The sequence below is a fragment of the Tundrisphaera macrotermitis genome (genome assembly GCF_051175315.1).
In the GTDB taxonomy this organism is placed as follows: domain Bacteria; phylum Planctomycetota; class Planctomycetia; order Isosphaerales; family Isosphaeraceae; genus Tundrisphaera.
This window is the reverse complement of sequence record NZ_CP195100.1, coordinates 3997882-4022406: the sequence shown is the minus strand read 5'-3', so window position 1 is coordinate 4022406 and position 24525 is coordinate 3997882. Positions and strand designations below refer to the sequence as shown.

25 protein-coding genes and 1 tRNA gene are annotated in these 24525 nt (G+C 66.7%); 15 read left to right on the top strand and 11 right to left on the bottom strand.

The features are described 5' to 3' along the window. Nucleotides 1-136: 136 nt before the first annotated feature. From TA3x_RS16165 to TA3x_RS16150, 4 genes are all read left to right on the top strand, one after another. Nucleotides 137-1336, top strand: a complete 1200-nt coding sequence (locus TA3x_RS16165) for a hypothetical protein (RefSeq protein WP_435015687.1) — start codon at nucleotides 137-139, stop codon at nucleotides 1334-1336. A gap of 143 nt (nucleotides 1337-1479) precedes the next feature. Then, nucleotides 1480-2289, top strand: a complete 810-nt coding sequence (locus tag TA3x_RS16160; RefSeq protein WP_435015686.1) for an enoyl-ACP reductase FabI — start codon at nucleotides 1480-1482, stop codon at nucleotides 2287-2289. Then, entirely contained in the window at nucleotides 2223-2699 is a 477-nt protein-coding gene (locus tag TA3x_RS16155; protein ID WP_435015685.1) for a (deoxy)nucleoside triphosphate pyrophosphohydrolase, read from the top strand. Before TA3x_RS16160 ends, TA3x_RS16155 begins: the two co-directional genes overlap by 67 nt. A 19-nt stretch (nucleotides 2700-2718) precedes the next feature. Then, on the top strand, nucleotides 2719-3336 hold the full coding sequence (locus tag TA3x_RS16150) for a hypothetical protein (RefSeq protein WP_435015684.1): 618 nt from the start codon (nucleotides 2719-2721) through the stop codon (nucleotides 3334-3336). 61 nt (nucleotides 3337-3397) lie between these two features. Here TA3x_RS16150 and TA3x_RS16145 read toward each other — a convergent pair whose 3' ends face one another. The 5 genes from TA3x_RS16145 to msrB all read right to left on the bottom strand — a co-directional run bounded on the left by TA3x_RS16145 (nucleotide 3398) and on the right by msrB (nucleotide 7107). Next, complete coding sequence (locus TA3x_RS16145; RefSeq protein ID WP_435015683.1) at nucleotides 3398-4012, bottom strand: ATP-dependent Clp protease proteolytic subunit; 615 nt, start codon at nucleotides 4010-4012, stop codon at nucleotides 3398-3400. Nucleotides 4013-4074: 62 nt separating this feature from the next. Further along, nucleotides 4075-4704, bottom strand: a complete 630-nt coding sequence (locus TA3x_RS16140) for a ClpP family protease (protein WP_435015682.1) — start codon at nucleotides 4702-4704, stop codon at nucleotides 4075-4077. A gap of 110 nt (nucleotides 4705-4814) precedes the next feature. Then, nucleotides 4815-6284, bottom strand: coding sequence for a trigger factor (gene tig, locus TA3x_RS16135; protein ID WP_435015681.1), 1470 nt, complete (start codon nucleotides 6282-6284; stop codon nucleotides 4815-4817). Nucleotides 6285-6386: 102 nt separating this feature from the next. Then, nucleotides 6387-6461: transfer RNA gene (locus TA3x_RS16130), tRNA-Gly, on the bottom strand. 145 nt (nucleotides 6462-6606) lie between these two features. Next, nucleotides 6607-7107, bottom strand: a complete 501-nt coding sequence (gene msrB / locus TA3x_RS16125; RefSeq protein WP_435022378.1) for a peptide-methionine (R)-S-oxide reductase MsrB — start codon at nucleotides 7105-7107, stop codon at nucleotides 6607-6609. Between the two features lie 501 nt (nucleotides 7108-7608). Between msrB and TA3x_RS16120 the strand changes: the two genes are divergently transcribed. The 3 genes from TA3x_RS16120 (at nucleotide 7609) to TA3x_RS16110 (ending at nucleotide 9525) form a co-directional block, all read left to right on the top strand. Further along, nucleotides 7609-7983 carry an STAS domain-containing protein gene (locus TA3x_RS16120; protein ID WP_435015680.1) on the top strand — a complete coding sequence of 125 codons (375 nt, stop codon included), beginning with the start codon at nucleotides 7609-7611 and terminating at the stop codon, nucleotides 7981-7983. Nucleotides 7984-8122: 139 nt separating this feature from the next. Continuing rightward, nucleotides 8123-9046 (top strand): rhomboid family intramembrane serine protease, encoded by a 924-nt coding sequence (locus TA3x_RS16115; protein WP_435015679.1) that lies wholly within the window; start codon nucleotides 8123-8125, stop codon nucleotides 9044-9046. After that, nucleotides 9046-9525: a GNAT family N-acetyltransferase gene (locus TA3x_RS16110; protein WP_435015678.1), complete on the top strand. Its 480-nt coding sequence runs from the start codon at nucleotides 9046-9048 to the stop codon at nucleotides 9523-9525. Before TA3x_RS16115 ends, TA3x_RS16110 begins: the two co-directional genes overlap by 1 nt. A 21-nt stretch (nucleotides 9526-9546) precedes the next feature. On the opposite strand, the gene trpD is transcribed toward TA3x_RS16110, so the two are convergent. Then, nucleotides 9547-10575 (bottom strand): anthranilate phosphoribosyltransferase, encoded by a 1029-nt coding sequence (trpD, locus tag TA3x_RS16105; protein WP_435015677.1) that lies wholly within the window; start codon nucleotides 10573-10575, stop codon nucleotides 9547-9549. Further along, nucleotides 10575-12140 carry a trypsin-like peptidase domain-containing protein gene (locus TA3x_RS16100; protein WP_435015676.1) on the bottom strand — a complete coding sequence of 522 codons (1566 nt, stop codon included), beginning with the start codon at nucleotides 12138-12140 and terminating at the stop codon, nucleotides 10575-10577. The genes trpD and TA3x_RS16100 overlap by 1 nt, the downstream gene beginning before the upstream one ends. Before the next feature lie 417 nt (nucleotides 12141-12557). On the opposite strand from TA3x_RS16100, the gene nadA reads away from it, so the two are divergent. Next, on the top strand, nucleotides 12558-13484 hold the full coding sequence (gene nadA, locus TA3x_RS16095) for a quinolinate synthase NadA (RefSeq protein WP_435015675.1): 927 nt from the start codon (nucleotides 12558-12560) through the stop codon (nucleotides 13482-13484). An 86-nt stretch (nucleotides 13485-13570) separates the two neighbouring features. Here the strand turns inward: nadA and TA3x_RS16090 are convergent, their stop codons facing one another. The 3 genes from TA3x_RS16090 to TA3x_RS16080 form a co-directional block, all read right to left on the bottom strand. Continuing rightward, nucleotides 13571-14056 (bottom strand): TraR/DksA family transcriptional regulator, encoded by a 486-nt coding sequence (locus TA3x_RS16090; RefSeq protein WP_435015674.1) that lies wholly within the window; start codon nucleotides 14054-14056, stop codon nucleotides 13571-13573. Between the two features lie 360 nt (nucleotides 14057-14416). After that, nucleotides 14417-15943 carry a tetratricopeptide repeat protein gene (locus TA3x_RS16085; RefSeq protein ID WP_435015673.1) on the bottom strand — a complete coding sequence of 509 codons (1527 nt, stop codon included), beginning with the start codon at nucleotides 15941-15943 and terminating at the stop codon, nucleotides 14417-14419. After that, entirely contained in the window at nucleotides 15940-17172 is a 1233-nt protein-coding gene (locus TA3x_RS16080) for a hypothetical protein (protein WP_435015672.1), read from the bottom strand. The genes TA3x_RS16085 and TA3x_RS16080 overlap by 4 nt, the downstream gene beginning before the upstream one ends. Nucleotides 17173-17350: 178 nt before the next feature. Between TA3x_RS16080 and TA3x_RS16075 the strand changes: the two genes are divergently transcribed. Both TA3x_RS16075 and TA3x_RS16070 read left to right on the top strand, forming a co-directional pair. Continuing rightward, the gene (locus TA3x_RS16075) at nucleotides 17351-18289 is read left to right on the top strand and encodes an alpha/beta hydrolase fold domain-containing protein (RefSeq protein WP_435015671.1); all 939 of its coding nucleotides are present in this window, start codon (nucleotides 17351-17353) and stop codon (nucleotides 18287-18289) included. Next, nucleotides 18286-19554 (top strand): hypothetical protein, encoded by a 1269-nt coding sequence (locus TA3x_RS16070; RefSeq protein WP_435015670.1) that lies wholly within the window; start codon nucleotides 18286-18288, stop codon nucleotides 19552-19554. Before TA3x_RS16075 ends, TA3x_RS16070 begins: the two co-directional genes overlap by 4 nt. A 118-nt stretch (nucleotides 19555-19672) precedes the next feature. Here TA3x_RS16070 and TA3x_RS16065 read toward each other — a convergent pair whose 3' ends face one another. Beyond that, a complete protein-coding gene (locus tag TA3x_RS16065) occupies nucleotides 19673-20905 on the bottom strand; it encodes a DEAD/DEAH box helicase (RefSeq protein ID WP_435015669.1) in 1233 nt (410 codons plus the stop codon). 308 nt (nucleotides 20906-21213) lie between these two features. Here TA3x_RS16065 and TA3x_RS16060 point away from each other — a divergent pair, with 308 nt between their 5' ends. The 5 genes from TA3x_RS16060 to TA3x_RS16040 all read left to right on the top strand — a co-directional run bounded on the left by TA3x_RS16060 (nucleotide 21214) and on the right by TA3x_RS16040 (nucleotide 24521). Next, a complete protein-coding gene (locus TA3x_RS16060; RefSeq protein ID WP_435015668.1) occupies nucleotides 21214-21426 on the top strand; it encodes a hypothetical protein in 213 nt (70 codons plus the stop codon). A gap of 175 nt (nucleotides 21427-21601) precedes the next feature. Further along, nucleotides 21602-21973, top strand: a complete 372-nt coding sequence (locus TA3x_RS16055; protein ID WP_435015667.1) for a hypothetical protein — start codon at nucleotides 21602-21604, stop codon at nucleotides 21971-21973. 222 nt (nucleotides 21974-22195) lie between these two features. Continuing rightward, on the top strand, nucleotides 22196-22729 hold the full coding sequence (locus tag TA3x_RS16050; RefSeq protein ID WP_435015666.1) for an RNA polymerase sigma factor: 534 nt from the start codon (nucleotides 22196-22198) through the stop codon (nucleotides 22727-22729). Between the two features lie 32 nt (nucleotides 22730-22761). Continuing rightward, nucleotides 22762-23397 (top strand): hypothetical protein, encoded by a 636-nt coding sequence (locus TA3x_RS16045; protein WP_435015665.1) that lies wholly within the window; start codon nucleotides 22762-22764, stop codon nucleotides 23395-23397. A 74-nt stretch (nucleotides 23398-23471) separates the two neighbouring features. Continuing rightward, on the top strand, nucleotides 23472-24521 hold the full coding sequence (locus tag TA3x_RS16040; RefSeq protein ID WP_435015664.1) for a tetratricopeptide repeat protein: 1050 nt from the start codon (nucleotides 23472-23474) through the stop codon (nucleotides 24519-24521). Nucleotides 24522-24525: the final 4 nt, after the last annotated feature.

Below are 24525 nucleotides of genomic sequence, written 5' to 3'. Positions count from 1 at the left end.
CGCGTCCCTCCCCCTGGGCGGGGCGATCGACGGTCCATGCACGAAATCATCCAATTTCCTGGATGAACTCGGACAATGATCGGTCTATCATGTCCAGGGGTCGTGTCGTCATCCATTCTGGGGAGGGAGCGGTCCAGTGACAATCCTCATCATCGGATTGGGCCTCGTCGCTTCGGGGATCGCCGAAGACATGGCCGCCGACGCCGTGACCCTCCGCGACGGCAAGGTCCTCCTCGGTCAGTTGCTCGAACCGGATCGTCGAGGCGGAACGCCATCGCTCCTCATTCGCCGCTCGTGGGCGGAGGCCAACGCCCCCGGGCGTTACGAAGCCTGGAAGCGGAATGAAGAACCCGTCATCCGTCGCGCGGAGGCCCAGAGGGCGACTCGCCTGGCGGCGTGGCGGCGCGATCGTCCCGCGTCGACGGGACAGAGAGACCGAATCACCGCCTGGCTCGATGCGAGGCTCAAGTCCGAGCCGGACCGCCAGGGGTCGCTTTCTCCGCTGATGGTCGTCCGATTGAATCGGGCCGACGTGAAGTCGGCGGCACGGAAGTCCGCGAAGGTCGGCCGGCTGCTCAGGCTGGGCTGGTCGATCGGCCTTGATGAGGTGGAGACGATGCCGGTCGCATCGTTGAAGCAAGCCCTGGAGGGGCGAGGTTTCGCGGTGGACGCGGAGACCCCGGTCCCCCTGGATACGCTCCTCCCGCTGCCGGCCGAGGCCGACGACCGCTGGCTGCTCCGCAGGGCGGCGACCGAGGTCGTCCACGACACGGGGAATCGGTTCCTCCGCTATCAGGGGACCCTATTCCCCGAGCCTGCTCCGGGCGAGCCGCCCCCGGCCGGGGCGGCGCTCGCGACCGCCGCCGATGCACTCAAGGACCTGCTCGGCGAGGCACCGGCCCCCGACCCATTGCCGAACCGTCTCCGCGAACTAGGCACACGCGGGAGGTCGGGTGCGGTCGTCACCGAACTGGAAATCGCCCCCGACTTCTCGGCGGTCTCGGTCCGCGTGACGCTCTGGGTCCGGGTCGGTGGTGCGGACCGGTGGGTGGCGGGCCTGTCGCGGTCGGGCATCGCCGGCCCCGGGGACCTCCCGGCGAACGCCGGGGACGGCCTCGCGGAAGACCCCCAGGTCAAGGCGGCATTCGGGCTGGTCGAATCGCTCGGCCTCGGCACGGTCTCGGACGATCTCAAGCAGAAGAGCCTGGCGGTGGGGGCCGCGACCCGAACGGCATTGGCCCGGGCCCGGGCGGTGATCGATCGCGACCTGCAATCCCTGGCGCTGCCGCTCGACGAACCGCCCGCCCGGGCGGACGGCCCCGGGCCGAAGCCTTGACGAAGCGCCTCGAATGAGGTTGAGCGGACGCGGCCGGCACGCTATCCTCTGGTGGCGTGGTCGATCCGCCAAGCGAGGAATTTCCGCGCGCGAACGCAGTGTTGATGGGTCGAGATTTCGCGACGGTGAAAGGAACCGGGCCGATGGGCTTATTCTCGGGCAAAAGAGGCATGGTCCTTGGGCTCGCCAACGACTTCAGCATCGCCTGGGCGATCACCCAGAAATTGCTGGCGGAAGGGGCCGAGGTCGGCTTCACGCACTTGCCGGGCGAGAAGATGGAGCGTCGGGTCCGCAAGCTCGCCGAGCCGATCGGGGCCAAGCTCATCACGCCGTGCGACGTGCAGAAGGACGAGGACATCGCCCGCACCTTCCGCGAGGCCGGCGAGGTGTATGGCTCGCTCGACTTCGTCCTCCACTCGATCGCCTATGCGCCGATCGACGACCTGAAGAAGCCGTTCGTCCAGTCCAGCCGCGATGGATTCAAGACGGCGATGGACATCAGCGTCTACTCGCTGGCCAGCGTGGCGAAGCATGCCGCCGAGGTCATGCCGGAGGGTGGCTCGATCGAGACGCTGACCTACTTCGGCGGCGAGCGGGTCGTGTCCGGATACAACCTGATGGGCGTCTGCAAGGCCGCCCTCGACATGGCCGTGAAGTACCTGGCCTATGACCTGGGCCCCAAGAAGATCCGGGTCAACGGCCTGTCCGCCGGCCCGGTCAAGACGCTGGCCGCCTCGGCCGTCGGGGATTCGGACAAGCTCGCCGGGCTGTACGAGGCCGTCTCGCCTCTCGGCCGCAACATCCTCCGCGAAGAGGTCGGTTCGGCCGGGATGTTCCTCCTCTCGGACCTGGCCAGCGGGATCACCGGCGAGATCCTCCACGTCGATTGCGGCTACAACGTGATGGGCTCGCCCGGCCGGGCCATCGAGATGGCCAAGGAAGGGAAAGTCTGAACGGCCCGCACGCGGAAACCCCGATCCGGGTCGGGATCGGCCTGATCGCTCGCGACGGTCGATACCTGGTCCGGATCCGGCCTCCCGGGTCGCCGATGCCCGGCGTCTGGGAGTTCCCCGGCGGGAAATGCGAGCCGGGGGAGACGCCCGAGGCCGCCACCGCCCGCGAATGCCGGGAAGAAGTCGGGATGGTGATCAGGGTCGGCCGGCTCGATCGGACGATCACCCATCGCTACCCGCATGGGCTGGTCGAGCTTTCGTACTTCCATTGTCGCCCCGAGTCGGCGGAGTGCGAGCCGGCCCCCGACTCGGGATTCCTCTGGGTGGCCGCCCGGGATCTGGCCCATCGCCGCTTCCCCGAGGCGAACGAAGGATTGATCGCCGACCTGGCTTGTTCGGACGAGCCCTGAATCAGGACGCGGCCCGCTCATGTCGCACGCCACTCCCATGAGCCTGATCACGGTCCCGCTCGCCATTTACTTCGGCGTCTTGGGGCTGTTGCATTCCGGGTCGAGGCCACGCCTGGTCGCGGGCCCGTTGGACGCCGCCTTGCTGGCCGGGGGGCTGGGGGGAATCATCGCATTCGGCCCGGTCGGCCATCTGATCGTCGGGAAGATCCTGGGCGGCTCGACGATGGTCGCCTGGACGACCTGGGGTGCGATCGTCGCGGTGGGGACCGCGATCGCCATGACCTCCGCCTCGCGGCGGGTGGCGATCTACAACATCCGGCCGGAGGAACTCCACCGACTGGCCAGGCAGGCCTTCGGCTCGCTTCAGGGCGGGGCCTGCCCGACGATCGACGGGGTCGAGGATGAGGCGCGGGAGCATGGAATCGCGATCAGGTCGTCGAGACTCCTTCGCGCCGGGGTCGTCGAGGCGCGGGGTCGCAATCCGGAAGCCTTGATCCTGGCGCTCAGGCCCAGTCTCGTCGCCTTGCTCCGGAGGGCGGAAGCCGGTCGGTCCGCGATGGCCCAGGCGATGTTCCTGCTGGCCGCCCTGATCTTCCTGGCCCCCTGGATCACCGACGCGATCGCGCGATGGAAATGAAACGACGGCGGGGGGTCGCCAGGGACCCCCCGCCGTCAATGTTTCGATCGTCGCCGGATGATCAGGGAACCGGGTTCGGGTTCAAGGTGATGGCCGGCTCGCGCTCCACCACGTTGTCGATCAGCCCGTAGTCGCGAGCTTCTTCGGGGGACATGAAGCGGTCGCGGTCGGTGTCTTCCTGGAGCCGTTCCAGGGTCTGGCCGGTGTGCTTCTGATAGATCCCGTTGAGCTGCTTCTTCATCCGGATGAATTCTTCGGCATGGATCAGGATCTCGGTGGCGGTCCCTTCCATGCCGGCGAGCGGCTGGTGGATCATGATCCGGCCGTGCGGCAGGGAGTTCCGCTTCCCCTTCGCACCGGCCGCGAGGAGCAGGGAACCCATGCTGGCACACTGGCCCATGCAGTAGGTGGCGACGTCGCAGGGGACGAACTGCATGGTGTCGTAGATGGCCATGCCGGCGGTCACGCTGCCGCCCGGGCTGTTGATGTAGAGGTGGATATCGGCCTTGCTATCCTGATGGGCCAGGACCAGCATCTGCGCGACGACCACGTTGGCGACCTGGTCGTCGATGGCCGAGCCCAGGAGGATGATGCGGTCCTGGAGCAGGCGGGAATAGATGTCCATCGCCCGCTCTTCGCGACCGCTCCGCTCGATGACGATCGGGATCAATGGCATGGAGGGGTCCCCGTGGAAGAAGCGGTCAGCCGATGATGCGTTCGAGCCAAGTACGCGACGGATTAGACGGGAGGCTTGTTCGCCTCGGAGGCGGGGATGTGCCCCACCACCTCATCGACGAGCCCATACTCCTTGGCCTGGAGCGCCGTCATGTACCGATCACGCTCGGTGTCGCGGGCGACCTGCTCGATGGGCTGGTTGCAATGCTTGGCGAGGATCTCGTTGATGTCCCGCTTGTTGGCCAGGATCTCCTGGGCCTGGATCTCGATGTCGGAGATCTGGCCGCCCACCTGCCCGTGGGGCTGGTGGATCATGATCTTGGAGTGCGGCAGCGAGAATCGACGCCCCTTGGCCCCGCCGGCCAGGAGGACCGCGGCGCCGGAGGCGGCCATGCCGATGCAATAGGTCGCGACCGGGCAGTCGATGAACTGCATCGTATCGTAGATGGCCAGCGTGCTGTAGACGCTGCCGCCCGGGCTGTTGATGTAGAAGCTGATGCCCTGCGAGCGGTTCTCGAACTGGAGATAGAGCATCTTCATGACGGCCAGGTTGGCCGAGGCGTCATTGATCACGCCTTCCAGGAAGACGATCCGGTTCTCCAGCAGCAGATCGCCCAAGCCCATCTGCCGCTGCCGGGAATAATCCTTGTAGCGCTGGAGCCGGTTGGGGCTGAGCGGATGGTCGAAGCTCATGGGTCGATCCTTGGGGAACGCGACCCGGGCCCCGCCGATCAAGGCGGGTGCCCGGGCCTGGCCGTGGAACGTCGAGCGAGGGATGGACGAAGGTCAGCCCGACCCGAAGGTCAGGCCGGCTCGACCTCTTCGGCGGACTCGGGGGCCGTCGTGGCCGTCTGGTCGAGCGTCTCGACCGCCTCATCCTGGACCATCGGGACTTCCTCAAGCTTGATGTACTCGAGGATGCGATCGATCGTCTTCCGTTCGAGGATCTGGGAGGCGAGGGGGTCGGCCAGCCCTTCCTTTTCCACCCGGGCCCGGACCCGGCGGGGGCTCTCGTCGGTCCGGGCGGCGATCGCCTCGATCTCCTGGCTGAGGTCTTCTTCCTCGACCTTGATCGATTCGGCCTCGGCGATCTTGGCCAGGAGGAAGAATTCCTTGAGGCTGCGGAGGGTCGAAGCGTGGGCGTTGGCCCGAAGCTCCGCCTCGCGGGCCCGGATCTCCGTGTCGTTCAGGCCGCCCTGCCGCAACTCCATCATCAGGCGGCGGAGCGTGGTCTTCTCCTGCCGCGACACGAGGTCGGCCGGCAGTTCGAACGGCGTCTCGGCCACCAGCTTTTCCAGCAGTTCGCGACGGATCGCCTGCTTGCGCTGGTATTCGAAGCGGCGCTCCAGGACGCCGCGGAGGGCATCGCGAAGGTCAGCCAGGTCGGTGAAGCCGGTCGAGCGGAAGAAATCGGCGTTCAGCTCGGGCAGGCGGAGCGTCTTCAAGTCGAGGACGTTGAAGGTCACGCGGATGTTCTGGCCGCGCAGCTCGGGATCGGGCGACGAGGTGCCGATCACGGCGTCCGCCTCGCGGGTCTCGTCCGGCTTCACGCCGACCAGGACCTTGTCGACCGCGGGGACCGACCCATCCTGGAACCGGAGTTCCGGCTGGAGGCGGAACTGGATTTCCTTGGCCTCGTTGTAGGTCTTCCCGTCTTTGTGGAAGACCAGGTTGGCGGTGATGAAGTCGCCGACCTCGGCCCCGCCCTCCAACTTCGGAACGAGCTGGGCGTAGCGTTCCTGGAACGCCTTCACCTGGCCGTCGATGTCGGAATCCTCGACCGCCTTCACCGGGCTCTTGATCGTGAGCGCCTTGTAGGCGGGGAGCGGGAAGTCCGGGCGGACCTCCACGTCCATCTCGAAGACCATCGGCCCGTCTTCGGGCATCTCGATGGCGTCGACGTCGAGTTCGGGTTGGGTGATCGGGTTGAGCTTGTGGTCTTCGTCAAGCTGTTCCATGCAGGCCAGGATCAAGGTGGATTTCACCTGACCGGAGACCTGCTTACGGAACCGACGCTCCACTAGCTGGCGGGGTGCATGTCCCGGCCGGAAGCCGGGGACGACCGCCTCTCTCGCCATGGTCCCGACCGATTCCTTGAACTGCCTCTCAACATCCGTCTGAGGGATCGAGACCTTCAGGTGCTTCTTGCAAGGCCCCACGTCCGTGATCTGGACATCGAGGTCGAGCTTGAGCTTGGGGGTCTCGGCATCGGCGGAGGGGCCGTCATCGGAGATGGTGGCGGGCGATGCGAGGTCTTGCTCACCGGTGCTCATCGACGGCTATCCTGGGGCGCCTACCGGTTGGGATGGCATGATCGCCACCACGCACCCGAAGCGCTCGAGCGTCAGCCGCCAGCCCGGTCTGCAAGGGTAGAATGGAGCGGGAGATGGGATTTGAACCCACGACAACCACGTTGGCAACGTGGCGCTCTACCACTGAGCTACTCCCGCTTTGAATCCGGTGAGGAAGGTGTCGTCCTCACCGGCTCGTTATTTCGTTTGACCCGAGTCACTCGGGGCGAAGGTCAATATAGGGTTCTACCGGGGGGAATGCAATAGGCTACTCAGAAATTGTCCAAGAAGTTCTGGGCCCCGCTCAGGGGTTCGGGATCGCGGCTTCCTTGGGGGATGCGGCGTCGGGCTCGGTGGAGGTCGTTTCCGGCTTCTTCTTGGTCGCGTCTTCGGCCTCGGGCAGTTCCTTGACGAACTTCAGCGCCAGTGAGTTCATGCAGTAGCGGAGGCCCGTGGGCGCCGGCCCATCGTCGAAGACATGGCCGAGGTGGGCATCGCAGCTCGCACAGACCACCTCGACCCGGACCTGGCCATAGGAGTTGTCGACCTCGTTCTCCACGCTGCCCGGGCGGATCGGCGCGAAGAAACTGGGCCAGCCTGTTCCCGAGTCGAACTTGGTTCGCGAGGTGAACAGCGGATTCCCGCAGCAGACGCAGAGGTAGTAGCCCTTCTGCTTGTTGTGGAGCAGCTTGCCGGTGAAGGGCTGCTCGGTCTCCTTCTTGCGCGTGACCAGGAACTGGTCCTGCGTCAGCAGCCTGGCCCACTCCGCGTCGGACTTCACGACCTTCCGGGGATGCGCCGGCAGGGTGGGCTCGGGGCGGGCCTCCTTCTCGGCACGAGCCTCTTTCGAGGAAACGGCCCGCGACCTCGACCTCTGTGACTGCGCAGGGGCCAGGTCCGAACCGGCCAGGAGCACGCAACAGGTCAGGGCAATGGTTCGTCGAAGCATGGGGCCGGACTCCTCGGAGGAACGGATCCAGGCGATCCGCCCTTGTTCGATTGTTTGTTTGATTTTAGGACGAGGTCAAGCACAATCGTCCGATCCGGCCGGCCGAGCGTTCCCTTTCTAGGAGATCGGCGTCAACGGCCCGGGATCCGCCCGGTGGGGCGTTGAGACGCTCACGCACGGGCGATGGCGATGGTGAGGAATTGCCGCTTCGGCCGGCGCGAATTGGAAGCGTTTCGGGCATTTTCCCGATGGATTCGACTTTTGAGCTTGCCGACGGATTGCGTGGGATCTACCTTGAGACTCCGGCCTCAACCCGGGCGTCCGCTTCCCGCCCTCACTCAACATGAGCCGACCACCATGACAATCCCTCAAACGCCGGACGCGTTCACGATCGAACGGCGGGGCGAAGTGATGGTCATCTCGGCCACCCCCGCGCTGGAAACGATCGCGATGGGACTGGAGGAGCAGGCCGCCGACCTGATCTTCAGCCGTCTCAAGACGTTCGATGATCCCCTGCTCGTCTTCGACCTGTCGCAGGTCGATTATTTCGGTTCGGTGTTCCTGGCCGTCCTGCTCCGATGCTGGAAGATGGTCAAGGCCAAGGGCGGGACCATGGCCTTGTCCGGGGTCTCAACGCGGGCCAAAGAACTCCTCCACCTGACTTCCCTCGATTTCGTCTGGCCCATCTATGCCGATCGCCGCGAGGCGGTCGAGGCCCTCTCTTCCGAATGAAGCCGGTCATTGGGCGTCGGCAAATCGACGGCTCGAATCCGGTTGACAGGGCCCGACGGGGTCCCGATGATGAAACAAAGATCCCTGATTTTCGGGCGTCCCGGCCGGCTTGTCGTGGACGACGTCCGTCGGAGCCACCATGGGCATCTCTGACCGCGAATACTATCGCGACAAGACGCGGGGCGGGGGCTGGCTCTCCGGCGAGGCCCCGGCCTGCAAGGCGATCATCATGGCCAATGTGGCCCTGTTCGTCGGCCAGCAGCTGATCCCCCCGCTCACGTCCTGGTTCGAGGCGACCAGTCACGGGATTTTCCAGGAATATCGCATCTGGGAACTCGTCACCGCCACGTTCATCCACGACAAGGACAACCCGCTCCACATCCTCTTCAACATGATGTTCCTGTGGATGGTCGGGCGGGAGATGGAGCGGTTCTACGGCAGTCGCGATTTTGCCGCGATGTACCTGACCGCCGCGGCCTTCAGCACGTTCTGCTGGGCCGTGGTCGATGCCTTCGGCCCCCGCCATGGCATGATGTTGGGCGCGTCGGGCGCGGTCATGGCCGTGATGGTGCTCTATACCCTCTACTATCCGCGCCGGGAGGTCATCTTCCTGATCTTCCCGGTGGAGATGCGCCTCCTGCTCATGGTCTTCCTGGGCTACAACGTGCTGCAACTCCTCGTTCGGTCGGACGAACCGGTGGCGTTCGCCTCTCACCTGGGAGGGGCCGCTTATGGATATCTGTTCAAGGTCGGCAATCTCCGGATCTCCCGACTCGACCCGTTTTTCAGCCGAAAACCCCGACTTCGGATCGTATCGGCCGAGACGCGGGAGCCGACCCCGACCCGCGCCACATCGGGACCGACCTGGACTTCCAACATCTCCTCGGCCGTGACGAAGCCGGCTCCTTCGTTGCTGATCCCCGAAGAAATGTTCGATGAGAAGCTGGATGAAATCCTGGTCAAGATCGCCCAGCAAGGCCGGAACACGCTGAGCGAGGACGAGAATCGTGTCCTCGAAGAGGCCAGCAGGCGGGCGAGAAATCGTCGCGGTGAGCGGATTTGATGTCCAAGATCACGGTTCGAGATGCCCGCCCGGGCGATCATGCTGACATCGTCGAATCCAACCTCCGGCTCGCCGAGGAGACCGAACAGAAACGGCTCGATCCCGAGGTTCTCGGTCGAGGCGTTTCGGAGGCCCTCGCCGATCCCGACCGGTTGAAGTACTGGGTGGCCGAACTCTCCGAGCCCGGCGGATCCCGCTTCGTAGGCCAGGCGGCGATCACCCGCGAGTGGAGCGACTGGCGGGGGGGCTGGATCTGGTGGTTCCAGAGCGTGTATGTCGTCGATGAATATCGGGGACAGGGCGTCTTCCGCCTCCTGTATGCGACCATCCGCGACACCGCACGGGAGTCGCCCGACGTGATCGGCCTGCGCCTCTATGTCGAGGGCCACAACGACCGCGCCCGCCGGGTCTACCAGAGCCTGGGCCTGGGACCGAGCGGATACGAGGTCTTCGAGGATATCTGGCCGACCGGGGCGTGAACGCGACGCGATGAGGCGAGGTCAGGCCTCGCCCCGGGACATGCGGCCCCAACGTTCGAGCAGGGAGCTTGCGGCGCCGGTGTCGATCGATCGGGAGGCGGTGTCCACCCCCTCCCGGAGGTCGCCCACGCGGCCGGCCACCAGCAGAGCAGCCGCGGAATTGGCAAGGACCGTATCCCGGGCCGGGCCGGGTCGTCCCGCGAACAGATCTCGGATCCGGGCGGCACTCTCGGCCGGGCCCGAGACCCGGAGCTGATCGGCGTGGACCGGTGGCAGCCCGAAGGTGTCCGGGGTCCAGGTCAGGGATCGGGTCGAACCGTCCTGGACCCACAGGACCTTGGTCGGCCCTCCCAGGCTCACTTCATCCAGGCCGTCCGCACCCGTGACGATGGCGGCCCGTTGCAGCCCTTGCTGCTCGATCACCCGGGCCATCAACTGGCCGACGCGTTCGAGAGGCACCCCAATCAACTGGTAGGTGGGCAGGGCCGGATTGACCAGGGGGCCGATCAGGTTGAACAGGGTCCGGAACGGCAGTTGGCGTCGCACCGGCGAGGCGAACCGCAGCGCCGGGTGGAACATGGGGGCGAACAGGAAGGTCAGGCCCAGATCATCACGGCATCGCCGGAGGATGGTGGGATCGACCTCGATAGAGACGCCGAGTTCGACGAGGACCTCGGCACTCCCCGAATTTCCCGTGGCCGATCGATTGCCATGCTTGGTCACCGGCACGCCGCAGGCGGCGACCACGATGGCCGTGGCGGTCGAGATGTTGACCGAACAGGCACCATCGCCGCCCGTCCCGCAGGTATCAAGGGACGGGGTCACCCTTCCCTCCGAATCGAGCGGCACCATACGGTCCCGGACGGCCTGGACGGCACCAGCCAGATTCTCGGGTGTCTCGCCCCGCACCCTCAGAGCGGTCAGGAAGGCCGCCACCATGGGTTCGGGGACCTCGCCGCCCATGATCTGGGCGACGGCTTCGCGGGACTGCTCGCGGGTGAGGTCGAGACCTTCCCCCAAGTACCTGAGTGCGTCGTGGAGCGGATTCATCAGGGAAGTCGCACCTTGATCCGCTCGAAGTTGCCATCGACGAGGCGATGCACGCTGAACTCGGCGGGTTTCGTCGACCGATCGCCGAGATAACGAATGGCCTGGTCGGCGGTCGTGATCGCCTCGCCCGAGATCGAATAGATGACATCCAGGGGCCGGAAATAATTCGCCAGCGGGCTGTCGGGCTCGATCTTCGTGACCGCGGCGCCTCGGAGCCCATCGGGCAGCCCCATGCGGCGGGTCGCCGAGCCGTCGAGCGTCACCAACTCCATCCCCTGGGCCGATGAGGAGACGGCCTCGATCCGCTCGGGACGGCGGGCCGTATGGCTCGATGACGGACGGTTCGTGCGGTTGGCCTGGACGACGATCCGGTCCTTGTCGGCCACGAGGATATCGAAGCGGTGCTCGCGGCGGTCGCGCCAGACCACGACGTCGGCCTTCTGGCCGATCGGGGCCATCGAGACCAAATTGATCAGATGGTTGAGGTCGATGACCTCCACGCCGTTGAATCGCAGGATGACGTCGCCGATCCGGACCCCTCCGAGGGCCGCCGGCGACTGATCGTCCACCGAGTCGATCAACGCCCCGCGTGGGCGATCCAGGCCGAGATCGATGGCCTTCTCGGAGACGAAATCGGGCTGGAGTTTGATCCCGAGGGCCCCGCGATTGACGCGTCCGTTGGCGAGCAACTGGCCCATGATCCAGCGGGCGACGTTGATCGGGATGCTGAAGCCCACCCCTTCGTTGCCGCCCCCGTTGGAGAGGATGGCGATGTTGATCCCGATCACTTCCCCCTTCATGTTGACCAGGGGCCCGCCCGAGTTGCCGGGGTTGATGGCCGCATCGGTCTGGAGGAAGTTCTGATTCTCGACCCCGGCCCGTTCCAGGTCCACCTCGTGGCGACCGCGACCGCTGATGATCCCCTGGCTGACCGAGTGGGTCAGCCCGAATGGGCTCCCCATCGCCATGACCCAGGAGCCGACCGCGACATCATCGCTGTTCCCGAGGCGGGCGGCCGGAAGGTCGGTCCGGTCCAGCTTGAGGACGGCGATGTCGGCCTTGGAGTCGGCCCACATCCGCACGGGGTGCACGCTGCGGCCGTCGCTCAGCTGGATGCTGATCGCCCCCACCGTCGCGTCGCTGACCACGTGATTATTCGTCAACACATAAAGCCCGCGGGAGCCGTCCATCCGGACGATCACGCCCGATCCCGTCTCCTCGAAGTCGCGAACCTGATCGTCGTCCTCGCGCCTGCCCGTCTTGTGGGTGACGAGGTGGACGACCGAAGGGGAGACCGCCCTGGCGACGAGTTCGAAGGTCCGATTGATCGGGTCGAACTTGGCATATTGCTGGGCCAGTTGCTGATAGATGGCATCTTCGCCCTGCGGCTTGCCGATGGAAGCCGGTAAGACGGGCTGAGACGCGGAAGTGGCGGAGGTCGCGGACAGGGGAAGCTGACCGACCTGGGCCCGGACGAAGCGGCCGCCCCGGTTCAACTCCAGCCCGAGGATCACACCGACTCCCAGGGTGGTGAGGAGGAGTAGAGGCGAGGTGGAACGTGCCATATCGGCCGATCTCCAAACCGTGCCAATGGATCGGGAGGACACGTTGCGTGGCGAAAGTCGAAGGGTCCCGACCCGGATTGCATGGCTGATGAATCAATATACCCCCGCCCGAGCGGGACTGTCAAAATCCGGGCAAATTGAACAGGGTCGCAGGAAATTTCGTAAAGATGATCGACTTGAGAGGAATTCGCAGATCGGGTGTGGATCGGGGTGATCATCCGGGGGAATTTTCCAGGTTGCAAGTTTCGAGCCGTTGAGATGACGGCTTGATCCAGGGATCTTGCCCAAGATAGGATGAGTGCCCGGCTCGGCGATCGCGATCTTCTCCAGTCTCCCACGACATCACATCGCAAAGGCCGGGTGTGTCCGTGGGTTGTGGGTTTTTCCTACGCCACGATAAAAACAAGGAATAGGCGATTGACCGACATTTACGACGAAATCCTCGCGCTCAAGGAGCGTGAGGATGCGACCATCCTGGCCCATTATTACCAGGAAGGTGAAATTCAGGAGATCGCCGACATCACCGGCGATAGCCTGAAACTGGCCCGGGCGGCCACCGAGGTCAAGACCGGGACGATCGTCTTCTGCGGGGTCCACTTCATGGCCGAGACGGCCAAGATGCTGAACCCCGAGAAGCGTGTCTTGTTGCCGGATCTCCGCGCGGGGTGCAGCCTGGCCGACAGCTGCCCTGCCCCGGCGTTGGCCCGCCGCCAGGAAGCCCTCCGCGCCGAGGGGCGCCGATTCCAGACGGTGACCTACATCAACAGCTCGGCCGCCGTGAAGGCCCTTTCCGACTGGATCGTCACCTCGGGAAATGCCGAGTCGATCATCCGCCGCGTCCCCGAAGATCAGGAGATCCTCTTCGTCCCGGATCGGCACCTCGGGTCTTACCTGCAAGGGGTGACCGGACGGCCCATGATCCTCTGGGACGGCTCGTGCATGGTCCACGAGGTCTTCAGCGTCGTCGACCTGCTCCGCCTGAAGCGGCGGATGCCGCAGGCCGAGACCTTGTCGCACCCGGAATGCCCGGCGAACATCCGGGAACTGAGCGATTACATCGGCGGGACCGAGGGGATGCTCCGCCACCTCGAAGCCCATGCCGAGCCGGCCGACTTCCTGGTGGCGACCGAAGCGAACATGCTCTGGCAGATGCAGAACGCGGTCCCTCGGCATCGCTACCACCCGGTGCCCGGGATCACCTGCGCCTGCAATAAGTGCCCGCACATGGCCCGGAACAACCTCGAATCGCTCCGCAATTGCCTGGCCACCGGCGGGCCGGCCATCGACTGGCAACCGGAATTCGATCGGGCCACCGCGGTCCTCCAGCGGAGCCTCTTGAACTGACCTCGGACTCCCTCGACGAGGTCCATCAATGCAAGCGGGCCGCCGAATGATCGGCGGCCCGCTCGTCATCGTGTTGTCGAAGCATCTCAACGGCCGGACTCGCTCAGGTCCATCTCGAAGTCGCTCAGCTTGATGTGGGTCTCACCATCACCCTCGCCGATCGACTTGTCGAACGCCTTGGCCCAACGATGTTCGTCGTGCCCCCGGCCGAACGCCGGGCCATGACGCTCGTTCTCGCGTTGGCATTCGATGCACGAATTGGTATAGGGGAGTGCGTTCAGTCGGGCCTCGGCGATCTTGCCGCCGCAGTATTCGCAGCGACCATAAACGCCCTGGACGATCCGCTGGAGCGCGTGTTCGATCTGGCCGAGTTCCCGGCTTTCGATCTCCACGATCTGGGAGCTGATCTCGTCATTGGCGGTCTCGATGGCCGCGTCGACGCTGTCACCGACCACGTTCAGGGCGGCGTATTCGCGGTATCCGTCCATGTCGCCATTCAAGGCTTTGCGGAGGGCATCGCGACGCGCGACCAGTCGCGAATGGAGCCTGAGCAATGCATCTTTACGGACCATATGACACCTCCGGGTGTACGTCACGGCCGTTGAATGGAATGGCCGGGATAGGACGATGAAACGGAACGCAGGCGGTGAATGGAGACAGCCACACCGTTCCCGCGATGGTTCTCAGGCGGAAGTCACCGCCGAGCCTCTGATCTTTGTCATCGCTGATGACAAAGGGTTGCCACAGCACATTATGCGCCATGGCCAGGAAGGCAAGTCAAAACTCGAACTCTCAACCGTAATACGTTGCCCAAGGCAAATTGTTTTCCGAACTTGGAGAATTTTCCCGAGTTTTGACCGAGAGCCTTCGGAGCACGTCGGTTGACATTGAGACGAAGGGGAGCCAGGAAAGGTTCAAAGAATTTTGCGGATTTAATCGTTGGTCGAGAAAGAAGAAGCGGCCCTTGGCTCGCCACTCCCCAGGGTGGTCGTGAAATTGATGACCTGGGCACCTCGGGGACTCGAGTAGATCCATTGCTCGACGCTCTGGCCCTGGGTCGCCGATCGGGAGATCCGATCCGGTTTCCCCCCCAGGCGGGCGCGAACCTGCCCCCTCGTCAAACCTCTGAGCGAATCACCCGAAGCCGCCGACGGCGTGTTGGCCGCCGGAGCGGGATTCGTTGCCGACACCACGTCGCGTTCGGCCCGGGGGTCCACCCATCCGCGATCGGACTTGCGGAATCCCAGGCGTAGGTAGGCTTCGGTGATCGCCTTGGATCCGGGATCGATCTGATAAGCCTCGCCGAGGAGTTCGGCGGCGGTCGCGCGATCGCCCAGCATCCGATCGTAGTTCAGGGCGAGGAGGACCCGGCCTTCCGCATCGCCGGGGCTGACCCGATGCTCCCGCCGATCCGCCAGCCATGTCTTCAAAAGCCGGCGGGCCCGTTCGTCCTGCCGATCTTTGCGGAGGACTTCGGCCAGGGCCTCGACTTCCGACTGGCGCATCGCCGTCACCCCGGCCTCGGCCTCGTCCAGCCCGCGCTGTCGAAGTTGCTCGGCGACCGAGGGGCGATCCGAGAGGCGTTGGCTCGCGACCTCGGCCAGTTCATTCGCGCGGGTCGGGTCGTCGCGGAGCTGGGATTCCAGCAGGGCCTGGACGGCGTCGGCCGCCAGGGTTCGGTCGAGTGTCTTCCGGTCGGCCTCGGAGGCCGCACGATACGAGGCTGCTGGATCCTTGGCGTAGGCGTCCCGCAAGGTGGCGTCGAGAGGGCCTTTCGCCCCGGTTGCCACGGCGTCGGGCAGGTCGCGCTCGATCCGCTGGGCCAGTTCGCCGAACTCGGCGGCCGTGCGTGCCGCCCGGAGTTTGTCGCGGAACCCTCGATGCAGCAAGGCACGGCGGATCTCGGGAGGGATCGGCCGGTCCGCCGATCGTTCCGCGAGTTGGAGCGGATCCGAACCGTGCCGGGCGGCCTCGACCCAGAGGGCCTCGCCTTCGAGTCGGATACCCCGCTCGACGAGCTTGGGTTCGTTCAGTTCGCGCCCGCGACGCTGGGCCCAGAGCCCCCATCGCCGCATGCCCGCGAAATCCTCGGCCCGCAGCCGGCCGATCTCATGCTCCAGGCGTTCGGGGTCGTTGGGCAGGAGTTCCAGCGAGGTGACGTCGAAACCGAGCCGCCCGTCGGTCCGGGTGAGAATCCCTCGGGCCCGCACCACCGGCTCGGTCGGCGACCTCGGGAATTTGAGGCGGGCCGGGAGCTTGAGGACGATGTCGGTCCGCCTGAGATGGATCTCGTCGAACCCCTGACCACGCTTCGATTCGAGGAAGTATCGGACGCGATCATCGACGATCACCTCACGGCCTATCGCGTCGGCCCGACCGGCCAGTTCGGACGGCTCGATCTCGTCCGGGGAACCCGCCTGGCCGATCATCGCGGCGGCGATCAGCAGGGGAACGATCATGGCCGGGCCTCCTCGATCGACTCCGGAGCGGGCCAGCCGATCGCCTCCAATGCGAGCGGATGGGTGATGAACACGCCGCTCCTGGGCTCCAGGCGGAACGCCCACTCGTTGGCTTCGAGATCGAGTTCCAGCGAGGCCAGCCGGGCCCCGAACGGTTTCTGTTCCCCCACGGACGATCGGGCCTCCTCGAAGAGCCGGAACCCTTCGAGGTCGATGCGGGCCCTGCCCTCGGGCTTGGGGCCCTTGCCGAGGAAGATCTTGTAGTCGATCCGATAGCGCGACCCGGGTCGTGAGGGGTCGGGGGCCTCGACCAGCGGCGCATCGAGGATGATCGAGCGGCCCTGGTACATCGTCTTGAAGTGGGAGGACCAGGCGGTCACGTCGCGGAAGGTGGCGGCCTCCTCGACCATCCGCTCCAGCGATTCGGAGGCCAGATCCGTGAAGATGGCGGCCTCGCGGGCCCCCTGGCGGATCTCCTCGGCCCCCTCGACGCGGCCGCCCAGCCCATCGACGGCGGCGGCGGCCTCCACCAGGATGCGCTTGGCGACGTGGAACTCGCCCGCGTCGAGCTTCTCCAGACCTTCGAGCCGACCCCGCTCGGCGACCTTCGGCAGGAGTTCGAGCCGGCGGCGTCCCTCCCTGATGATCAAAGCCCCCACGACCAATGAGACGACGCCGATCGTCAGCAAGGCGGTGCGATGCTTGCGTGCCAGTTGCTTGAAGTCTGGACGCGGGGCCCGGACGGCGGTGGGGCGCGGCGATGCCGGGCGATCCTCCCGACGCCGCCGTGACGCCCTCGTCTTCGTCGACGCGTCGCTGGTCGATTCTGCGCCCTGCGGCTTCGCCTTCGGCGCAGGGGCCGGGGCGGGCGATTCCTCCCACTCGATGTCGATGTCAGGGTTGGGGCTCGATCCGGTGGAGGTCTTCTCGGGGATGGGATCGGTCAGGGCGATCAGTTCGTCGTCGTCCGTCCAGGCCGGTTCATCGGTCTCGACCGGAGATCGGACCGAGGCCCGCTCGGTCGGGGCCGGAGGTTCCGGCAGGGGGCTGCGTGGCAGGACGAAAAGGCCATCTCCGCAGGAGGGGCAACGGAGCGCCTGATAACCCTCCGTCCGCTCCCCCCGAAGGCGGTGACCCGCGACGCAAGAGACCTGGTATAATTGGGCGGCCTGGGGCGTCGAGCCCGCCAGACCACCGACCACTTTTCGTGCCAGGCCCAGGATTCCCAACGTCGAGGCACCTCCGTCGTCGCATCGTCCGCCGATCGATTTTATCGCGAGCGTCGCCCAGCCCCTTCATTATCAAGCCCCCGGTCCCATCGGTCAATCGTCAGACCGGCATCACCCGGACGGGGTGGACGCCGTTCCTCCACCATCACCACGGATGATCGTCCCTGAGCATGAACCGATGCACGCCCCCCATCGACGGAATCAGTTCAGGCCGGCACCCATCGATGGGCTTGAGCCCCGATCCCTGCTGTCGATCGCCTCGCCGGGGCAGATCGCTTCGATTCGCCGCGGGCCGGACGGCCGGTCGTTCCCGGATCTGATCTACAGCGGTCGTCAGGGACGGGCGCTGCGGCTCGACCTCATGCTTCCGGCGGGCGACGCCCCGGTGGGAGGGTGGTCGGTGATCCTGGCCTTCCCCGGCGCCGGCTGGCGATCCGTGAATCGCAAGCTCCTGACCCCCGAGGTGGCTTCGTTCGGAAAGTCCGGCTATGCGGTGGCCGTGGTGGATGTGAGCTATGCCGGCACGCAGGTCGGTACCCACATCTGGCCACGCAACCTCAACGATGCCAGGAACGCCGTCCGATGGGTGCGGGCCAACGCATCCCGCTTCGGGGTGAATCCCGGGCAGATCGTGGCCTTCGGCGAATCGGCCGGCGCCAACCTGGCCTTACTGCTCGGGAACCCATCCGACCCCGCCGGGTCCAGCGGAGACGCGAGCGTCCAGGCGGTCGTCGACCTATACGGGCCGACCGATCTCGTCCCCCTGTTCCGCCAGCCCAAGGCCCGCGACAAACTGCTCACTTTCCTGGGCGGCCCGCCCGACCGGGTCCCGGGCCGATACGCGGCCGCCTCCCCCCTGGGCTTCGTCTCGAATCGCTCCGCGCCCACGTTCATCGCGCACGGGACCGAGGATGCGACGGTCCCCCAGGATCAATCGATCCGCCTGGGGCGGGCCCTCGATGCGGCCGGTGTCGCGAATCGCCTGGTCCTGCTCCCGGGCTACGGGCATGGCTTCCAGCCCAACCGTGGAGACCTCAAGCTGATCCCCCAGATCGTCGGCTTCCTGGATTCCGTCCTGCCGGGCCGGGCGGCGATTCCCGCAGCGACCGCCCCATGAGCGGTGCCCTGCTCCTGACGATGCTGCTCGCGCAGGTCGCCGAGCCTGATGATCGATCCACCCCACAACTCATGGTCACGGCACGGGCCGAAGCCCGGTCGTTCTATGTGGGCGAGGCGTTCTCCGTCGATGTCGAAGTGGCGGGTGCGACCGGGCCGATCCGGGTCGATCCGCCGAGCCCGGCCGAAGCCGAGATCCATCGGGTCGAGCCCTCTCCAACTCCTCCGCTTGAGCACCAGGGATCGTCGGCGGGCAGATTTGTGGTCATCCCCAACCGGGCCGGTCCGCTGGTGATCCCGCCGTTCAAGGTCCATTCGGGAGATCGGGCCGGGGCTTCGAAACCATTGCGGAGGACGATCCTGGGAGTGCCGAGCCAGGGCCGTCCCTCCGCGTTCCTGGGCGGGGTCGGCCGGTTCGAGGTCGCGGCGAAACTCGATACCCCGACCCTCCTGGTCGGATCGACGACGAATTATCGGTTGGAGATCGTCGGGGAGGCGGCATCGGGCAGCGCCCGCCCCCCCGACCTGGCGGGTTGGGCATCGAAGATCCCCGGCCTGCGGGTCCGATCGTTCCCCGCCTCCGAATTTCTACCCGACCCGCCCACGCGGACTTTCATCTACCAGATCCGGCCCACTCGCCCAGGGCGCTGGACCTTGCCCCCGGTCGCCGTGGCCGCCTACGACCCCGCATCGCGTCGGTTCCAGACGCGTTATACGCCCGGCATCTCATTGTTAGTGGTCCTGCCCGATCGGTCCGACCCGGCCCTGCCCGAGGTTTCATCCACGAGCCCAGCCGCCTCCCCCGGCCCCGGCGATCGCACCTGGGTGGACGTTGGCGGTGGTATCGTGCTGGCCGTCCTCATGTCGGTCTTCCTGGCCGTCCGACTCGGGCCGAGGATGGCCGATGATCCGAGGAGGGTGGCGACGCGCTGGGCCTCCCGGCTGGACCCCGACCGCGACGGAGTGACGGCCGCGCGCCAGGTTGCGGCGGCGTTCGCCGATTACCTGAGGGCGATCGGCCACCCACCTTCGGCCGTGGTCACCCCTCCCGAGATCGACGCGACGATCGCCGAGATCACCGAGGATCCGGTGTTGCCGGGCCGATGCCGTCGTTTGATCGAACGCTGCGATCGGGCGAGATTCGGCGAGGGAGAGAGGGAGGGGCGGGAGTTGATCGGGGAGGCGAAGCAGGTGTTCCTGGATTTGGCGAGGCGGGGAGTCCGGCGAGGAACCGTGGGAGGCAGCCGAGACCGCGAGGCTCGGTAACAGGCCATGGCAGTCAGGAACTGCCTCCCGCAATCACAACTCTCGAACCGAAGTTCGCCGCAAGGCAACCGACGGGCCTTTTGTCCCCGTCGGCCAGACCGAATACGCAAGGCGAGGCTCAACCGCGAGAATAGGCGAACGATCGAGTCTTGGTGGTGCTGAACAGTTCCTGGAACGCCGGTTCGCGGCGGGGTTCGCGGCGGAAGGCTTCAAAGCCTTCGATCTTGTGCGCCGGGATCGACTTGTTGATGAGGTTCTCGATCGCGGTCAGGGGCTCGCCCTGATCCGGGCAGACGAACATGTAGGCCAGGCCGTTCTTGCCCATCCGGCCGGTGCGACCGATGCGGTGGACGTAATTTTCGGCATCGTCGGGGATGTCGAAATTGATGACGTGGCTGATGTCGTTGACATCGATGCCGCGTCCGACGACGTCGGTGGCCACCAGGATCGGGATCGTCCCGTTCCGGAAGCCCTGCATGACGCGGTTGCGGACCGCCTGAGTGAGGTCACCGTGGATGGTGGCCACGCCGGCGACCTTGCCGCGAAGCTTCTCGGCCAGCTTGTCGGCCCCCCGCTTGGTGCGGGTGAAGACGATCGCCTGGCTCGGCTTGTCGCGTTCGAGAAGGCGGACGAGCAGGTCGTACTTGCGATCGTGCTCGACGGTGATGTAGTACTGCTTGATCGACTCGACCGAAGGCTCATCCTTCGAAAGATTCATCTCGACCGGCTCGAACATGTAGCGTCGGGCCAGGGCGCGAATCTCGTCGCTGATCGTTGCGGAGAGCAGCAAGGTCTGATGGGGATCGGGGACCTTGCGCAGGATGCGTTCGATGTCGGGCCGGAAGCCGATGTCAAGCATCCGGTCGGCCTCGTCGAGGACGACGTGATAGATGCCTTCCAGGTTCAGCGTGCGGCGCTCGATGTGGTCGAGGATGCGGCCCGGCGTCCCGACGATGATGTCGACGCCGCGATCCAGGGCCCGGAGCTGCTTCTCGATCGGCTCGCCGCCGTAGATGCCGCAGACCGAGACGTCCTGGCCGTGGGCCAGCTTCTGGATCTCGACGACGATCTGCTGGACGAGTTCGCGGGTCGGCGCCAGGATGATGGCCTGGGGACCGCGGCCGCGGCCTTCGAGCATTTCGATGATCGGGATCGCGAACGAGGCCGTCTTCCCGGTGCCGGTCTTGGCCTGGCCGATCACGTCATGCCCTTCCAGGGCTTCCGGGATCAAGGCGGCCTGGATCGGAGAAGGGGTCGTATAACGCACCTTCTTGAGGGCCGCGAGCATCGGCCGGCTCAGGCCCATCGTCTCGAAGCCAGGTGGGGATTCTTCCACCGCGCGTTGGATCAAACAAACCTCCTGTGACTCATCTTGGGTGAGATGGGTTTCACCTTGCCTCGGCGGCAAAGTGTTTCCCATGGCAATATACCCCGATACCCTATCTTCGTCAAAGCTGACCAGAGAGGAATCGCGGGCGAAATTGATGGAGTTGGGCGTCAAGCTCCGAGGCGTCGATGGGGGCGGCCGATGCTTGCCGATCGGCGGGTCGCTCCGCTACCTTCGAAGCTGATCCGTTGCGCGGGTCCGATCAGCCCCCGCCGACGAGACGTCTCGTCACCGCGCAGACCCCTCCAGAACGCCCAGGCAGGAGACCCGCCGTGTCCGACCAAGTTGCCGCCGGCGCCAATGATCTTCAGCAGCGCTATCGCCAGTTCCTGGACCTGATGCCGCTGACCGTCGCATTGGCGGGCCTCCCGCCGAGCGAGGGGCGCCTGTTCAGTGAGGAACAGATCGAGGCGCGCGCCATCACGCTTCGTGCAGCCTATCGGGTGGCAAGGACGACCGCGAAGGAATGCCTGGGCGGGTCATGAGTGCCGTGACGGAGGCCTGTCGCGGAGGGCGCCGATTCCGGCCTCGGACGCTGTCCGGGCCGGTCCGGTGAGCCGATAACAACGGGCGTGGCGGCTCGAGCCGACGGAGGGGACCGGGACCCTCGACCGCTCGCCACGCCCGATCGACCCTCAGATGCGAAAGGCCTCCAACGCAATGATGACCCAACCCGACGCCGGCCCACGCCGGCTCCGCGCCGCGATCATCGGGTTCGGCCTCGACGCGGGCGATGACCTCCAACGTCTCAGCACCGGCGAACACTCCGTCCTGGTCGGGGGTTCCGCCGAGACCCATGCCGAGATGCTGGAGACCATCCTTCGCCTCGAATCCGAGCTGGAGCGCAGGGGCCAGATGCTCGCCGATGTCACCCCCGGCGAACTGGCCGAGATCGCCTGGCGGATCGACTCGCCCGAACTCCACGAGATCGCCATCAACCTCGGCGATGGCCTCGCCATGCATGGCTGGGATTTCGACCGGGCCACGGCCGAGCAGCTGACAGACCTCTCGGCCGGCGGGATGGGGGCCTGAGACCGGCCCCCGCCCGCGCGAGCGATCCGCCCGCGACCACCGCCGACCTCGCCCCGGTCCCCGGGATGGGGGCGGCGGTGGTCCGTCGTTGCGCCGGGGATCGCCGGCTTGCAATTTTCCCGCGATCCGGGCGAATCTTGAAACGTGATCCTCTCCGAAGAGGTATCCCGAGACGACCGATCGCACATCGGTTCTCCGATCGCGGGGCGAAGGCACGAGTTGATGGACGACCGCGCTCTGGTCGAATCGCTTCGATCCGACGACCCGGGGGCGCCAGGGTTGCTCTTCCAACGCTATCACGCGGCCGTCTTCGGCCTATGCTTCCGGATGATGGGGCATCGCCAGGACGCCGAGGATGTGACCCAGGACTCCTTCCTCCGCGCCCTCGGGGCCATCCGGGGCTTCGACATCGATCGGCCGCTCCGCCCCTGGCTCCTGGGGATCGCCGCCAATCGTTGCCGGACGGCGCTGGTGCAGCGGGCCCGCCGGCCCGCCCGCTCGGAGGCCGCCGACGATCCGATCGATCCCCGGCCCGGGCTGGCCGACCCCGAAGGGCTCGCCGGCGAGCTGGAACGCGCCATCGGCCGGCTCCGGCCGAATTATCGCCTGGTCTTCCTCCTTTATCACGAACAGGGGCTGTCCTACGAGGAGATCGGCCAGGCCACGGCGAGGCCGATCGGGACGGTCAAGACCTGGATCCATCGGGCCCGCGCCACTCTGGCCGGTGAACTCAGCCGCAGGGGGGTCGAATGTTGATGGACGGCGGGGGCGGAGCCGAGGCCTTTCCCATGACGTGTGACGATGCGGACCGACTCTGGCACGAGATCCTGGATGGGCGGGGCGACCCCCGCCCCGGGCCGGACGCCCTCCTCGCGGTACATGCCTCGTCCTGCGATCGATGCCGGGCGGCCTCGGCCCGCTATCGCGTCCTCTCCACGGCCCTGCTCGCGCCGAGGCCGGTCCCCGACCCCTCCCCGGACCTGGAACGTCGAATCCTCGACGCCTGGGAGGCCGGCCGGCCGCGCCCAGCCCGGCCCCTCCCCCGCCGCATCCTCTGGCTGGCGCCGGCGCTGGCCGCCTCGATCCTGGCCCTGGCCTGGATCGCCGCCCGGCCCGGCCCCCCGCCCCCCCGTCCGTCGCGCCCTGAGATCGGGATCCACCTGGCCTCGGCGCTGACGGATGCGACTTCCGCCACGATCGAGCTGGCGCGGGGGGTGTCGGCCCCCGCCGCGCGGATCGGCATGGACGTCCTGGACCTCGACGACGAGGCCGCCGACCCCTCCGACGACGATCCGGGCGACGCAGTGCGGGCCCAGGACGCGATCGATCTGCTAAGATTGATGGGAGACCGGATCGATGAGGGGGCCCGGCCCCTCTCGGGATCGGCGTTGCACGCCTTCGAATTCCTGCTCCCGGCCCAATGAGGGCCGGCCGCGATCGGGCCCCGCACGATCGTGGCGATGGCCCGCCGACCGGGACCCCGACCGGGACGACATCCATGAAGTCACCCCCACTCCTGTTCGCGGCCGCCCTGATCGTCCTGGCCCCCGACCCGGCGGCCTCGCAGACCACGGAGGGAGTCCGCCGGACCACCGGGCCGGTCGGCTCCTCGGACGGGATCCTCGACTGGCTCGCCTACGACGAGGCGGGATGGCGGGCGCTCGGCAAAGGCTACCATGACACGGCCGAGCATGAGTTCCAGGCGGCCATCGAGGCCGCCCGGCGCGCCGCACCGGCCGAGGATCGGCAGCTGATGGCGCGGAGCTATGCCGGCCTGGCCCTGGCCCTGGAGCATCAGGGGCGCGCCGCCCAGGCCGAGCCCCTCGCTCGGTGGGCGTTGGCCGTCCGCGAGGCGAAGTATGGGCCGAATTCCGCCGCGGCGGCGACCCACCTGGGGATCCTGGCGCGGATCGAGGTGGCGCTCGGGCAATCCGCCAAGGCCGAGGCATCGCTCCGGCGAGCCCTGGCGATCCACGACGCCCTGGACCAGCCCGACCAGTATGAAACGTCCGATTTCCTGGCCGCCCTGGGGAGCCTGCTGGTCGGCCAGAGGCGCTTCGCGGAGGCCGAGCCCGTGCTCGGACGAGCGATCACGCTCCGGGAAGCCCTGATGGGCTTCTCGCACCCCGCCACGGTCGAGGTCGTCCTCGGGCTGGCGGGGGCCCTGTTCCGCCAGGGCAAGGACGACGAGGCCCTCCCCCTCCTGACGCGGGCCCTGACGGGCATCGAGCAGGATCGGGGGCGGACGCATCGGAACCTGGTCTCCCCCCTCCTGATGATCGCCGACATCCGAGGGCGGCGCGGCGAAGCTGCCGAGGCCGAGGCCGCGTATCGCCGGGCCCTGGCCGTCCTGGATGCCGCCAACCCTCTGGGGGATCGCGAAACGATCGGGGCGCTCCATCGATATGCCGACTGGCTCGAACGGGCGGGCCGTGCCGCCGAGGCCCCTCCCTTCCGGGACCGGGCCGTGGCGATTCGGGGACGCCTGGACGGGCCCCGGACGGCCGCCTCACCCCCCACCCCGGCGATCCACCCGCGATCCTTCTGAATCT

Coding starts and splice junctions, on each gene's coding strand:
- TA3x_RS16160 (WP_435015686.1), top strand. CDS start 1,480: ATGGGCTTATTCTCGGGCAAAAGAGGCATGGTCCTTGGGCTCGCCAAC.
- TA3x_RS16150 (WP_435015684.1), top strand. CDS start 2,719: ATGTCGCACGCCACTCCCATGAGCCTGATCACGGTCCCGCTCGCCATT.
- TA3x_RS16145 (WP_435015683.1), bottom strand. CDS start 4,012: ATGCCATTGATCCCGATCGTCATCGAGCGGAGCGGTCGCGAAGAGCGG.
- TA3x_RS16140 (WP_435015682.1), bottom strand. CDS start 4,704: ATGAGCTTCGACCATCCGCTCAGCCCCAACCGGCTCCAGCGCTACAAG.
- tig (WP_435015681.1), bottom strand. CDS start 6,284: ATGAGCACCGGTGAGCAAGACCTCGCATCGCCCGCCACCATCTCCGAT.
- TA3x_RS16120 (WP_435015680.1), top strand. CDS start 7,609: ATGACAATCCCTCAAACGCCGGACGCGTTCACGATCGAACGGCGGGGC.
- TA3x_RS16115 (WP_435015679.1), top strand. CDS start 8,123: ATGGGCATCTCTGACCGCGAATACTATCGCGACAAGACGCGGGGCGGG.
- TA3x_RS16110 (WP_435015678.1), top strand. CDS start 9,046: ATGTCCAAGATCACGGTTCGAGATGCCCGCCCGGGCGATCATGCTGAC.
- trpD (WP_435015677.1), bottom strand. CDS start 10,575: ATGAATCCGCTCCACGACGCACTCAGGTACTTGGGGGAAGGTCTCGAC.
- TA3x_RS16100 (WP_435015676.1), bottom strand. CDS start 12,140: ATGGCACGTTCCACCTCGCCTCTACTCCTCCTCACCACCCTGGGAGTC.
- TA3x_RS16090 (WP_435015674.1), bottom strand. CDS start 14,056: ATGGTCCGTAAAGATGCATTGCTCAGGCTCCATTCGCGACTGGTCGCG.
- TA3x_RS16085 (WP_435015673.1), bottom strand. CDS start 15,943: ATGATCGTTCCCCTGCTGATCGCCGCCGCGATGATCGGCCAGGCGGGT.
- TA3x_RS16075 (WP_435015671.1), top strand. CDS start 17,351: ATGCACGCCCCCCATCGACGGAATCAGTTCAGGCCGGCACCCATCGAT.
- TA3x_RS16070 (WP_435015670.1), top strand. CDS start 18,286: ATGAGCGGTGCCCTGCTCCTGACGATGCTGCTCGCGCAGGTCGCCGAG.
- TA3x_RS16055 (WP_435015667.1), top strand. CDS start 21,602: ATGATGACCCAACCCGACGCCGGCCCACGCCGGCTCCGCGCCGCGATC.
- TA3x_RS16050 (WP_435015666.1), top strand. CDS start 22,196: ATGGACGACCGCGCTCTGGTCGAATCGCTTCGATCCGACGACCCGGGG.
- TA3x_RS16045 (WP_435015665.1), top strand. CDS start 22,762: ATGACGTGTGACGATGCGGACCGACTCTGGCACGAGATCCTGGATGGG.
- TA3x_RS16040 (WP_435015664.1), top strand. CDS start 23,472: ATGAAGTCACCCCCACTCCTGTTCGCGGCCGCCCTGATCGTCCTGGCC.